This is a genomic window from Streptomyces sp. NPDC101393 (assembly GCF_044767385.1).
Lineage (GTDB): Bacteria > Actinomycetota > Actinomycetes > Streptomycetales > Streptomycetaceae > Streptomyces.
Window position 1 is genome coordinate 1 of record NZ_JBIWNU010000008.1, and the last position, 12,842, is coordinate 12,842.

At 72.5% G+C, this 12,842-nt stretch carries 9 protein-coding genes; 6 read left to right on the plus strand and 3 right to left on the minus strand.

The window, feature by feature from the left end; all coding sequences use genetic code 11:
• Positions 1-312: 312 nt before the first annotated feature.
• Positions 313-978, minus strand: a complete 666-nt coding sequence (locus ACIRQ7_RS24795) for a GPP34 family phosphoprotein (protein WP_404264964.1) — start codon at positions 976-978, stop codon at positions 313-315.
• Entirely contained in the window at positions 975-2,234 is a 1,260-nt protein-coding gene (fahA, locus tag ACIRQ7_RS24800; RefSeq protein ID WP_404264965.1) for a fumarylacetoacetase, read from the minus strand. The genes ACIRQ7_RS24795 and fahA overlap by 4 nt, the downstream gene beginning before the upstream one ends.
• A gap of 772 nt (positions 2,235-3,006) precedes the next feature.
• Here fahA and ACIRQ7_RS24805 point away from each other — a divergent pair.
• From ACIRQ7_RS24805 to ACIRQ7_RS24830, 6 genes are all read left to right on the plus strand, one after another.
• Positions 3,007-4,317 (plus strand): ATP-grasp domain-containing protein, encoded by a 1,311-nt coding sequence (locus tag ACIRQ7_RS24805; protein WP_404264966.1) that lies wholly within the window; start codon positions 3,007-3,009, stop codon positions 4,315-4,317.
• 327 nt (positions 4,318-4,644) lie between these two features.
• Complete coding sequence (locus ACIRQ7_RS24810) at positions 4,645-5,847, plus strand: FAD-dependent oxidoreductase (RefSeq protein WP_404264967.1); 1,203 nt, start codon at positions 4,645-4,647, stop codon at positions 5,845-5,847.
• Between the two features lie 615 nt (positions 5,848-6,462).
• Positions 6,463-7,476: a polyprenyl synthetase family protein gene (locus ACIRQ7_RS24815; protein ID WP_401474332.1), complete on the plus strand. Its 1,014-nt coding sequence runs from the start codon at positions 6,463-6,465 to the stop codon at positions 7,474-7,476.
• A 681-nt stretch (positions 7,477-8,157) separates the two neighbouring features.
• Positions 8,158-9,453 (plus strand): outer membrane lipoprotein carrier protein LolA, encoded by a 1,296-nt coding sequence (locus ACIRQ7_RS24820; protein ID WP_404264968.1) that lies wholly within the window; start codon positions 8,158-8,160, stop codon positions 9,451-9,453.
• A 213-nt stretch (positions 9,454-9,666) separates the two neighbouring features.
• Positions 9,667-10,677, plus strand: coding sequence for an ABC transporter ATP-binding protein (locus ACIRQ7_RS24825; RefSeq protein WP_404264969.1), 1,011 nt, complete (start codon positions 9,667-9,669; stop codon positions 10,675-10,677).
• Between the two features lie 94 nt (positions 10,678-10,771).
• On the plus strand, positions 10,772-11,707 hold the full coding sequence (locus tag ACIRQ7_RS24830; RefSeq protein ID WP_404264970.1) for an ABC transporter permease: 936 nt from the start codon (positions 10,772-10,774) through the stop codon (positions 11,705-11,707).
• Between the two features lie 31 nt (positions 11,708-11,738).
• Here ACIRQ7_RS24830 and rarD read toward each other — a convergent pair whose 3' ends face one another.
• Complete coding sequence (gene rarD / locus ACIRQ7_RS24835) at positions 11,739-12,767, minus strand: EamA family transporter RarD (RefSeq protein ID WP_404264971.1); 1,029 nt, start codon at positions 12,765-12,767, stop codon at positions 11,739-11,741.
• Positions 12,768-12,842 lie beyond the last annotated feature (75 nt).

Here is a 12,842-nt window from a genome sequence, read left to right on the forward strand (position 1 = left end):
GGTTGGTGCCGCAGCGCCGTTGGGTGGGGGGGGGGGCGGGGGGGGGGGGGGGGGGGTGGGGGGGGGGGGGGGGGGGGGGGGGGGGGGGTGGGGGGGGGGGGGGGGCCGCGCCGGGGCCGGGGGGGGGGGGGGGGGGGGGGGGGGGGGGGCCCGGAAGTCGGCATTCTCGGCTTCCCCCTTCCCCTCCTCCCCCCCCGGGGCCCTCCCCCCCCGCCCACCCCACCCCCGGACGCCTTTGGGTCCGTTCTGTCCCGCTGCCCGCTGCCCGCTGCCGGCTGCCGGCTGCCCGCTGCCGGCAGCCCGCTGCTCTGCCTATCCGCCGCCGCCCGCGTTTGCTGCCGAGGCCTTGTCCTGCCGGACGGCGTGGTACGCGGAGCGTGCGGGCCACTCCGTCTTGGCGAGGCCCCGCAGACTGCGGCGGGTGGGACGGAAGCCGCTGCCCGGCAACAGCTTCGTGTCCAGGTCGATGGCCGCGACCAGGCCGGCGAGCGTCCGGGCCCGCCCGTCGGCCAGCCCGCCCTCCACCGCGGCCCGGAAGTGGAAGCGTGCGGGCTCCGTCAGGTCCACCGCGCCGACCGGATAGCGGTCGTACGGAAACAGGCCCAGGGCCCGCTTCGTCTCCCGGCGCACCGCGCCGCGCTGTTGCAGCCGGAGCAGGCACAGCTCTTGGACCGATCTGCCTGCCGTGCGCACCCAGCGGTGTGCCTTGACGCCGCGGCTGCCCTTGGCCGGGTCGGGCAGGGCCGCGAGCGCGCCCGTCAGCACCGGGTCGGCCAGCGGCAGCGGATTGACCACCACGACCCGGTCGCCGCGCTCGACGGCTATGCGCCCGGCCACCGCCAGGTCGGCCAGAGCCGCGCCGGCCAGTCCGTACCGCAGGAACTTGGTCTGGCAGACGGGCCGGCCCCTCGCCCGGTCGAGCGAGAGCAGCAGCAGTTCCTCGGGCAGGGACAGCGGAGGTGCGGGCGGGCCGGTCATGGCGCGTGGTGTCCCGTGGCGTCGGCGCCTGCCCGAACCTCCGGCGCGGGCAGGATGCGGCCCGTGACCTCGCCGAGGCCGATGCGGGCACCGTCCGGTCCGGGGGCCCAAGCGGTGAGGGTGACCTCGTCGCCGTCCTTGAGGTACGGGCCCTTGCCCTGGGTGACCTCGAGCAGGCACCCGAGCTGGTCGGGCTCCGGCCCCGAGACGGTGCCGGAGGCGAACAGGTCGCCGGTGCGCAGCGAGGCGCCGTTGACCGTCATGTGGGCGAGCTGCTGGGCGGCCGTCCAGTACATCGCGGAGAACGGGGGCCGGGAGATCGTCTCGCCGTTGAGGGTCACCTCTATGCGCAGGTCGATGCCGCCCGGCTCGGCGGCCGAGTCGTCGAGGTAGGGGAGCAGCGGGAAGTCCCGGGCGGGCGGCGTCGTACGGGCCTCGTCCAGGGCGTCGAGGGGGGTGATCCAGGCGGAGACGGACGTGGCGAAGGACTTGCCCAGGAAGGGGCCGAGGGGCACGTACTCCCAGGCCTGGATGTCGCGTGCGGACCAGTCGTTGACGAGGCAGACGCCGAAGACGTGGTCGCGGAAGCTGTTGAGGCCGACCGGTTCGTTCGGTGCCGATCCGGCGCCGACGACGAAGCCGACCTCGGCCTCGATGTCCAGGCGGGCGGACGGGCCGAAGGACGGCGCGGCGTCCGCGGGGGCCTTGCGCTGGCCGTTGGGGCGTACCACCGGGGTGCCGGTGACGACAACGGTGCCGGACCGGCCGTGGTAGCCGATCGGCAGATGCTTCCAGTTGGGGGTGAGGGCCGCGCTGTCGGGGCGGAAGATGCGGCCGACGTTTGTGGCGTGGTGTTCGCTGGCGTAGAAGTCGACGTAGTCCGCGACCTCGAAGGGGAGGTGCAGGGTGACATCGGCCAGGGGGTGGAGCAGCGGGGCGACCTCCGCGCGGTGCGCGGGGTCCGTCACGGCGGTGTGCAGGGCCGCGCGGACCTCTCGCCAGACGGGGCGGCCGGCGGCCAGCAGCGGGTTGAGGGTCGGGGCGCCGAGCAGCTCGGCATGCGGCGGCCGGACGGCGGCGGGCAGGGCGCCGACGTCGAGGACGTGGTGGCCGAGGCGGACGCCGATGCGGCGCCGGGCGGGCTCGTCGGCCGTACTGAAGACGCCGTAGGGGAGGGTGTGCGGGCCGAAGGGATCGCCTTCCGCCAGCTCGAACGGGCTCTGCTCCGCGCTGTGCTCCGGACGCTGGTCGGGCATGGACAGCTCCTCGCGTTCGTCTCGCCGGTGGGCGGCCGGGGTCGCCAGCCGGGTGGGCCGGTGGGGTCCGTGGGCCGTTCGGCGGTGGGCCGGTGGGTCTGTCGATCAGAGTACGGCCGGGCGGCGATCAGTGGTCGGGCCTGTGGATAACTCATCGGCCGGGAGGCGATCGGGAGGCGATCGGGAGGTGGTGGCGGAGGTGGTGGCGGTCCGGAGGCGGTGGGGACGCGGGCGGCATGGGGCGGCATGCGGTGGCAGGAGCCGGCAGGCGAACGGCCGGAGGTCGGGCGGCGGCCGGGCGGTGGTCTACCGGCGGTCGCCCGGCCGGTACTCGCACCGTCCGGCGGGGTCCGCTCCCACCGCCGCACCGCCGCACCGCCGCACCGCCGCACCGCCGCACCGCCGCACCGCCGCACCGCCGCACCGCCCGTCCCGCCCGTCTGCTGAACCCCCGCGACGACGCCCCCGGCACCCCAACGCCCAACGCCCCAGCACCCCAACGCCCCAGCACCCCAGCCCCCAACGCCCCAGCCCCCGCCACCCCGCGTGGCACACGACCTCCGCCCTGCCCAGCCTCTCCTCCCGCTCTCCTCCCGTTTCCCTCCTGCTCCCCTTCCTCTCCGTTTCTCCCCTCTCGCTCTCCTCTCCCCGACCCCCTCTCCTCCCCCAATTCTTCACAATGTCCGGAAAAGCCTTGTCGCACTACGCAATTCGGGCCTAGCGTCCCTCCCGGGCACGGACCTGAGTGGGGCCGTCGCCGTTGGGGGGACAGGTGGCTCGCAGTGGCGCACGGCTTGCGATCGACCGGAGCGTTCCGGGGCTGATCGTGAAGATCGGTGACTATCCGCTGCATCACGGCGGGGTAGGGGCGATCCGCAGTCTGGGCCGGCTCGGCGTACCCATGTACGCCGTCACCGAGGACCGTTGCACGCCGGCGGCGACCTCCCGCTACCTCAGCGGCCGCTTCGTGTGGCCGACCACAGGGCGCGAGGAGCCGGGCCGGCTGGTGGAGGGTCTGCTGCGGATCGGGCGGCGGATCGGTCGGCCGACGGTGCTGGTCCCGACCGACGAGGAAGCGGCCGTGCTGATCGCCGAGCATGCCGGGGCGCTGGCCGGATCGTTCCTGCTGCCCCGGGTCGCGGCGGACCTGCCGCGCCGGCTGGCCAGCAAGCAGGGGCTTCACGAGCTGTGCGTCGAACACGGCGTGCCCTCGCCCGCCGCCGCTTTCCCCGGCTCGTACGCGGACATCGAGGCGTATGCGGGACAGGCCCGCTTCCCGGTGGTGGCGAAGAATCGCGAGGCATTCCTCCGGCGCCGCAGCCCGGCGGTCTCCGGAACGACGCGGATTGCCGGCCCGGCCCAACTGCTCGACCTGGCGCGGGACTGGGGGCCGCGGCCGGGCGTGATCCTGCAGGAGTATCTGCCGCAGGAGGAGGCCGAGGACTGGATCGTGCACGGCTGCTTCGACGCGCAGAGCGCCCCGCTCGCCCTGTTCACGGGCGTCAAGGTGCGCTCGTGGCCGCCGTACGCGGGGATGACGGCGTGTGCGTACGTGGCCGGGAATCCCGAACTTGCCCGGATGACGGCCCGGTTCATCCAACGGATCGGCTTCACCGGGACCGCCGATCTGGACTGGCGGTTCGACCGCCGTGACGGCCTGTACAAGCTGTTGGACTTCAACCCCCGTATGGGCGCCCAGTTCCGGCTCTTCGAGAACACTGCGGGAGTCGATGTCATCCGGGCCCAGCATCTGGATCTCACCGGGCGGACCGTCCCCGCGGGAGAGCAGCTGGCCGGACATCGTTTCGTCGTCGAGAACATCGACCTGCCCGCGCTCCTCGCCTATCGGCGCAGCGCCGGCCGGACGGGTCCGCGACGTGCGACTCCGTACCGCAGGCCCCCTCCGGACGGCGGGTCCTCCTCCGGGGCGGCGCCGCGTACAGCCGGTACGGAGCTGGCCTGGTTCGCGGGCGACGATCCGTTGCCCTTCTTCACGATGCTTGCGCGCAGCGTGGGGCCGGGCGTGCGCCATCTGGTGCAGCTGCGGAGGGAGGGCCGCCGCGCGGGCGCGACGCAGTCGTGAACCGGCGCTTCTCGCCTACGCGCACGTACAGATGCGCGCGCATGCCGACCCCGTCGCCCCGTCGACCCGGTCGCTGCCCCTCCGGCGGGGCGCGATCAACGGCGCCTCCCCGTCCGACGGAGCGACCACTTGTGCCCGTCCGGCGGAGTGACCACTTGTGCCCGTCCGGCGGAGTGACCACTTGTGCCCGTCCGGCGTATCGACCGTTCGTCCCCTGTCCGGCGGAGCGAGCTCCCGTCCAGTGGAGCGGCCGTTTCTTCGCCGGTCAGCGGGTCTTCGCTGAGCAGCTGTCCGTCGGCTGATCAACAACCTTGGGAAGGAATCACGTTGGGCACTCCCGTAGCAGTCATCGGGGCCGGTCCGTATGGCCTGTCGGTGGCCGCGCATCTTCGGGCGCGCGGTGTGCCGGTGCGGGTCTTCGGGCAGCCGATGGTGAGCTGGCGCGAGAACATGCCCGCGGGCATGTTGCTGAAGTCGACGCCCGCGGCGTCGTCCATCGACACCCCGCAGGCCGGGCACACCCTCGGTGACTACTGCACGCACACAGGGGAGGGCCGCTACGAGTCCGACTGGGACCTCATCCCCGTCGAGACGTTCGTCAGGTATGGACAGTGGCTTCAGGAGCGACTTGTTCCGGAACTGGAGCGGGTGCGGGTGGCGTCCGTCGACCGTGTCGCCGACGGTTTCGAGCTGAAACTGGGCAGCGGCGAGCAGGTCGGTGCGCGGGCGGTGGTCGTCGCCACCGGGCTGAGCGGGATCGCGCAGCTGCCGCCCGAATTGGCCGCCGCCATCCCGGACGGGCCGTCCGCCGCCGGGCCCGTCTCGCACAGTTCGCAGCACCACGACCTTTCCGCTCTGGCCGGCAAGGACGTCGTGGTGGTCGGCGCCGGGCAGTCGGCGCTGGAGAGCGCGGTGCTGCTGGCGGAGTCAGGCGCGGCGTCGGTCCGGGTGGTGGCACGCGGGCGGTCGGCGGTGGGCTTCGGGGCGCCCCCGGACCGCCAGCCCCATTTCCGGCCGCGTTCGCCGTTCGGCAACGCCTGGTCGCTGTACGCGCTGACGCGTCACGCGGGGTCGTTCCGTCATCTGCCGGTGCCCACACGGCGGTTCCTGGTGCGGCGGGTGCTCGGCCCGTTGGGCGCGTGGTGGCTGCGGGACCGCTTCGTGGGCCGGGTGCAGGTGACCGAGGGGCGGCGGATCGTACGGGCCCGGGTACGGGACGGCCGTCCGGTGCTGGCGCTGCGCGGCGAGGACGGCCAGGGCGGTGAACTCGCCGCCGACCATGTGCTCGCCGCGACCGGCTACCGGATGGACCTGGCAGCCCTGGACTTCCTGGATCAGGGCCTGCGTACGGAGATCGCGGTGCGGGCGGGCGGGCCACTGCTGGACGCCGGCTTCGGCTCGTCCGTGCCGGGGCTGTATTTCACGGGCCTGTCGGCGGCCGCGTCGTTCGGGCCGGTGATGCGGTTCGTGTGCGGTACGGAATTCGCCGCCCCGCGGTTGGCACGGGCGGTGGCGCGGACATACGGGTGAGGCGGAGGGGGCGGAGGAGGCGTGGGGGAGGGAGGAGTCGGGGGCGGAGGGTGGCGCAAGAAGGGCGGTGAAAAGGGCAGGGGAGGGGAGAGGGGTGGACGCCCGGACGGGGAGGCAGGAATGATCCTCGCGGACACCCCGTTCCCCGATCGGAGGCTCAGTCCGGGGTCCAGTCGAAGGCCCAGTCGGAGGTTCGGGCGGAGACTCAGCCAGAGTTCCTGCGAGAAGCACTCCGAGAAGTTCTGCGAGAAGTTCTGCTGGAAGTTCAGCCGGAGAAGTCCAGGCAAGAGGCTCGGGCGGAGATTCGGGCGGAGCGCCGGTCGGTTCTCCCGTTAGGAACCTGGGACCAGGAACCAGGAACCTGGGACCAGGGACCAGGGACCGGGGCGGATTTCCGTGCCCGCTTCGGGCCGTCGCGGTGACGGCTCCCGTTAGCGGCAAATGGCCTCCAATGGGCGATAAGGGATATGTCGGTCGTGGTATCGGCGCGCTTCCGGGGTGGTTCGGGGGGCGGGCGCTCACGGTGATCGAAGTGCGACCGGATACGCTGGCCAACGGTGGAGACAGCGACAGATCGACATTCCGTTTGATCGTCAGCAGACAGGAGTACCCCTCGTGACCGTCGTCGGGCCCTTCGGGCTGAGCGTGCGGGACAAGGCTCTTGAGGCCGATGTCCAGGCCGGGTTGGCGGCTGTCGAGGAGGGCCTGCTGGAGGCCACCAAAAGCGACGTGCCGTTCATCACCGAAGCCGCGCAGCATCTCGTCCGCGCGGGAGGCAAGCGCTTCCGGCCGCTGCTGGTGATGCTCGCCGCCCAGTTCGGTGATCCGTACACGCCCGGTGTGGTGCCGTCGGCGGTCGTCGTGGAGCTGACGCACCTCGCGACGCTCTACCACGACGACGTGATGGACGAAGCCGATGTGCGCCGCGGCGTGGCCAGCGCCAACGCCCGCTGGGGCAACTCCCTGGCCGTGCTGACCGGCGACTTCCTCTTCGCCCGCGCCTCGCACATCCTCGCCGACCTCGGCCCCGAAGCGGTCCGGATCCAGGCCGAGGCGTTCGAACGCCTGGTGACCGGCCAGATCCTGGAGACCGCGGGCCCACGCGACGGCCGTGACCCCATCGACCACTATCTGGACGTCCTCGCCGGCAAGACCGGCTCGCTGGTCGCCGTCGCGGGCCGCTTCGGCGCCATGATGTCGGGCGCCGACGAGTCGACCGTCAACATCCTCACCCAGTACGGCGAGCGGCTCGGCACCGCGTTCCAGCTGGCGGACGACGTTCTGGACATCGCCAGCGACTCGCACGAGTCCGGCAAGACGCCCGGCACCGACCTGCGCGAAGGCGTCCCCACGCTCCCCGTACTGCACCTGCGCGCCCAGGCCGAGGGCGAATCCGGCACCGCCGAGGACCGCGCGCTGTGCGACCTGCTGGCCGGCGACCTCACCGACGACGCCCGGCACGCCGACGCGCTGGCCCGGCTGCGCGCCCACCCGGCGCTGGAGCAGGCCCGCCGCGACACCGTCCGCTACGCGGAAGAGGCCCGTGCGACGCTGGCGCCGCTGCCGGAGTGCACGGCCAAGGCGGCCCTGGAGGGCCTGTGCGACGCGGTGGTGCACCGCGCGGGATGAGCGGGTCCGCGTCAGAGGGAGCGGGCCGGTCCGTCCGCGGGCTACCGGATCGGATGACTGCCTGATCGGGCGGCTGTCTGATCAGGTCGCTGTCTCATCGGGTCACGCGGTCTAGTCGCCTGATCGGATCACCCGGTCCGTCGGTCCGTCGGTCCGTCGGCCGGTCGCTGTGCCCCGGCCCGTCGCTCGGTCTCGTCGGCCGGTCACTTCGCCCCGGCCCGTCACTGGATCCCGTCCCGGCCGGTCACTGCCGCCCGAGCGCGTCACCCGAGCGTGTCCCTCGATCCCGCCGGCCGAGCACGCCACTCGACCGCGCCCCTCGACCGCGTCGCCCGGCCGCGCTCCACTCGGCGGCGTCGCCCGGCCACCACCCGGACACGCCACCCGACCGCGTCGCCCATGCCGTCGTGCGGTCCCGTCGCGCCCATCCGGGCGCCGCTTTCCGAGCGCCCCTTTCCGACCCCTAGGGGAAGAGCGGACTCTCGCCATACGGGTGCCAGGGTTCGGTGACCGGGCGTCATACCTCAGCAGTAGGAGCAGTTGCTCCCGCGGGCTGACGTTTTGCGTCCGTCGGTTTGATGGGATGGGAATCACCACAACACGGCGGACGGGGTCACAATGAGCCCGAGGGGTGGGCGAGTGCACAGCGCAGAACCGCCGCATACGACGGAGGTAAGGCACATGCCACTGAACGAACCGACAGACGGCATCGGTACTGCCGGCGACGGATGGGACGGGGGGCGTTCGCCGCGACGCCGTAAGGCCGTGCGGTACGCCGTGCCGGTCGCAGTGGCGGGGATCGCGGCGGCGACGATCGGGCTGGTCCCGGCATTCGCCGGCTCCGGTTCGCCCGACCTGCCGGAGATCTCGGCCCAGGACCTGATAGCCAAGATGGCGAAATCCGACGCCCAGCAGCTGTCCGGCACGGTCCGGGTCAGCACGGACCTCGGCCTGCCGTCCCTGCCGGGCGGCGCCGGCGCCCTCGGCGGCGGCCAGGCCGGCCGCGAGAAGGGCGCGGACGCCGCGTCCCCGCAGAGCAAGCTGATGGAGCTGGCCTCCGGCGAGCACACCTTGCACGTCGCCGCCGACGGCCCCGACAAGCAGCGTGTGTCGATCGTCGACAAGGCCGCCGAATACAGCCTGATCCACAACGGCGGCGAGGTCTGGGCCTACGACAGCGGCAGCAACACCGCCATCCACTCCAAGGCGGGCGGCCGCGCCGAGGCGGGCAAGACCCACGACATGCCCAAGGGCCTCCCGAAGGCCCTGAAGGACGCCACCCCGCAGGACCTCGCCAAGGAGGCCCTGAAGGCGGCGGGAGACACCACCTCGGTCACCGTCGACGGGACGGCCAAGGTCGCCGGGCAGGACGCCTACCAACTCGTCATCAAGCCCAAGCAGTCCGGTTCGACGATCGGCTCGATCCGGGTCTCGGTGGACGCCGACAACGGCGTGCCGCTGAAGTTCACGCTGACGCCCAAGAGCGGTGGCGCCGCCGCTGTCGACGTGGGCTATACCGACGTCGACTTCGCCAAGCCCGCCGCGAGCACGTTCGCCTTCACCCCGCCCAAGGGCGCCAAGGTCGTCGACGGCGACAAGCAGCGCGCGAAGGCCCCCAAGGGAGCCGAGGGCCTCCACCCCGGCAAGGACCTGAAGGACCTCAAGGGCCTGAAGGACGCGAAGGGCGCGAAGGACCTCAAGGGCGCCGGCGGACTGAACATCATCGGCAAGGGCTGGACGTCGATCGCCACGATCAAGGGCGCCGGCTCCGGTCTGCCCTCCGGCAAGGCCGACGGTGCCGGTGGCGACGCCGCCGGCTTCCTGGACAGCATCGGCGACAAGGTGACCGGTTCCTTCGGTTCCGGCCGGGTCTTCAGCACCCGCCTGGTCAATGTCCTGATGACGGACCACGGCACGGTCTACGCCGGCGCGGTCGACAAGCAGACCCTGATCGACGCCGCCAACGCCGCCAAGTAGCCGGCGGCGCATCGGGACAGTGGCCACGGCAGCGCCCAGGCCGTGGCCGCTGGGCCACCGCACCACCCGAGGGACCGCCGCGCCTCCGTCCGGGGCGCGGCGCCTCCCTCAACCCGCCCGCCACCTCACGCATCACGTCACGCAGACACCACGCATCACGTCACACCTTGCAGGTCACGTCACAGATCGCGCGTCACGACGTTGGGGGAGCCGATGTCACAGCCGTCCGCCGGGGACCGGGTGATCGAGACCCGAGGGCTGACCAAGGCCTACCGCGGCGGCCAGCTCGCCGTCGACGGCCTGGATCTGGCCGTACCGCGCGGCAGCGTCTTCGGCTTCCTCGGCCCCAACGGCTCCGGCAAGACCACCACCATCCGCATGCTGATGGGACTGATCGAACCGACCGCCGGCAGCGCGCGGGTGCTCGGCGAGCCCATGCCCAAAGCGGGCCGCCGGGTGCTCCCCCGGGTCGGTGCCCTGATAGAGGGCCCGGCCCTCTACGGCTTCCTCAGCGGCCGCGACAATCTGCTGCGCTTCGACGCCGCCGATCCGGCCGCCGACCCCCGCAGCCGTGCCGAGCGGGTCGGCCGCGCGCTGGAGCGGGTGGGCCTGGCGGCCGCGGCCGGCAAGAAGGCGCGCGCCTACTCCCTCGGCATGAAGCAGCGCCTCGGGCTGGCCGCGGCTCTGCTCCAGCCCCGTGAGCTGCTGGTTCTTGACGAACCGACCAATGGCCTCGACCCCCAGGGGATGCGGGAAATCCGCTCCCTGGTGCGGGAGCTGGCCGCGGACGGCACCACCGTCTTCCTCTCCTCGCACCTCCTCGACGAGATCGAACAGGTCTGTACGCACGCCGCGGTGATGGCCCGCGGCCGTTTGATCACCCAGGGCACGGTCGCCGACCTCTCCGCCACCGTGCTGGACTCGCGCGGCCGCGGCAGGCTGACGGTGACGACTCCCGACACGCACGAGGCGGTCCGCGTCCTGAAGGAGCACGGCGTGACCGACCTGCAGGTCACCGGTGACCGGGTGACGGGCGAGCTGCCCACCGGACCGCCGGAGCGCCGGGAGCCCGGCAGCCACGCAACTGCGCCCCTGGAGCTCGCGGATCTGAACGCCGCACTCGTCCGCGCCGAGGTCCGCGTCCGCGCCTTCGGCACCGAACGCGCCTCCCTGGAGGACGTCTTCGTGCATCTGACCGGGGAGGGCTTCGATGTCGCAGGCTGACGCCGTGCCACCGTCCAGCGAGCCGCCCGCCGTGCCTCGGTCCAGCGAGCCGCCCGCTGGGCCGCACACCGAGGCGCGCGCGGAGACACACGCCGTGCCACCCGCCGAGACCCCGCCCGGCCGCCTCCGGGACCACCCCCATCCCCATCCCCACCCCCACACCCGGCCTCACCCCCCGTCCCGCCCCCGCCCGCTGTGGTCGCTGGGGCTGCTGCGCAGTGAGATCGGGACGACCTTCCGGCGGTGGCGCACTCTCGCGCTGTTGGCGGTGCTCGCGGGCGTACCGGTCCTGGTCGGTATCGCCGTGAAGATCGAGACCGGCGACGGCGGATCGGCCGGGGGCGGCGGAGGCGAGGGCGGCCCGGCGTTCCTCTCGCAGATCACCCACAACGGCCTTTTCCTGGTGTTCACTTCACTCGCCGCGACACTGCCGTTCTTCCTCCCGATGTCCATCGGGGTGATCGCGGGGGACTCCCTCGCCGGCGAGGCCAATGCCGGGACGCTGCGCTACCTCCTCGTGGCCCCTGCCGGCCGTACCCGCCTGCTGCTGGTCAAGTACGCGACGACCATGACGTTCTGCCTGGTCGGCACCTTGGTGGTGGCGCTCTCCGCGCTCGTGACGGGCGCGCTGCTCTTCCCCCTGGGCGAGGTCACCCTGCTCTCCGGCACCACCGTGTCCTTCGGCGAGGGGCTGCTGCGGGCGCTGGCCATCGCGGGGGTGGTGGCGCTGTCCCTCATCGGGGTGGCCGCCGTCGGGCTGTTCATATCGACGCTCACCAACAGCGGTATCGCGGCGATGGCCACCACCGTCGGCCTGTTGATCACGGTGCAGATCCTGGACACGATCCCGCAGCTGGACGCCATCCAGCCGTACCTCTTCCCGCACTACTGGCTGTCCTTCGCCGACCTGCTGCGCGATCCGGTCTACTGGGATCAGGTGCAGAAGAACCTCGGCCTTCAGGCGCTGTACGCGGTGGTCTTCGGCTCGGCGGCGTGGGCACGCTTCACGACGCGCGACATCACGGCCTGAGGCGGCCGGCCGGCCGTCAAGGCTCCGACCGTCAGGGCTTGGCCGAGCCGGCCGTCGGCCCCAGGTCCGTGTCCGGGGCCTCGCGTACCGCGGCCTTCACGGCCGCCGCCTCGGCGACCGCCGCTTCCACGGCCGCCTCGCCCGCCCGCGCACCGGCGTCGGCGAGCGCCGCCCGCCCCCGTCGCGCGGTTCGCAGCGCGTCCCAGGTCAGCACCACCAACGCCAGCCACACCAGCACGAAACCGGCCCAGCGCTCGGGCGGCATCGCCTCGTGGAAGACCGTGAGCCCCAGTACGAACTGGAAGGTCGGCGCCAGATACTGCATCATCCCGATCGTCGTCAGCGGGAGCCGTACGGCGGAGGCGCCGAAGCAGATCAGCGGCACCGCGGTCGCGATTCCGCAGCCCGCGAGCAGCAGCGCCGACCCCACCCCGCCGGTGACGAAGCTGGATTCGCCCCGCGCACCGAGGAAGAGCAAGAAGCCCAGCGCGGGCAGCACCTGGATGGCGGTCTCCGCGCTGAAGCCGTCGATGCCGTCGAGCTTGATGCCCTTCTTGACCAGCCCGTACGTCGCGAAGGAGAACGCGAGGCCGAGCGCGATCCACGGCACTTTGCCGTAGGCGACGGTCATCACGACGACGGCGAGGGCGCCGACGCCCACCGCCGTCCACTGCAGCGGACGCAGCCGCTCGCGCAGCACCAGCACGCCGAAGGCGATGCTGACCAGCGGGTTGATGAAGTAGCCGAGCGAGGCCTCCAGGACATGCCCGGAGTTCACCGCCCAGATGTAGAGAAACCAGTTCACCGAGATGATCACGGCGCAGACCAGGATCAGTCCGAGGCGCCTGGGCTGCCGCAGCAGCGGACGTATCCATGACCAGCGCCGCAGTACCGCCAGGATGACGACGGCGACGGGCAGCGACCACACCATGCGGTGGGCCAGGATCTCGGACGGGGAGGTGGCATCCAGCAGATGCCAGTAGAGAGGGAGCAGCCCCCACATGCCGTACGCGGCGAAGCCGTAGGCGAGGCCGGTGCGCTGATCGCTTGGTGACTGCAAGGGGCCCTCCTGGTGGTGCGTCGACCCTGCGAAGGTAGCGCCGCACGCCGCGTGTGTCATGCCCGTTCCGACATA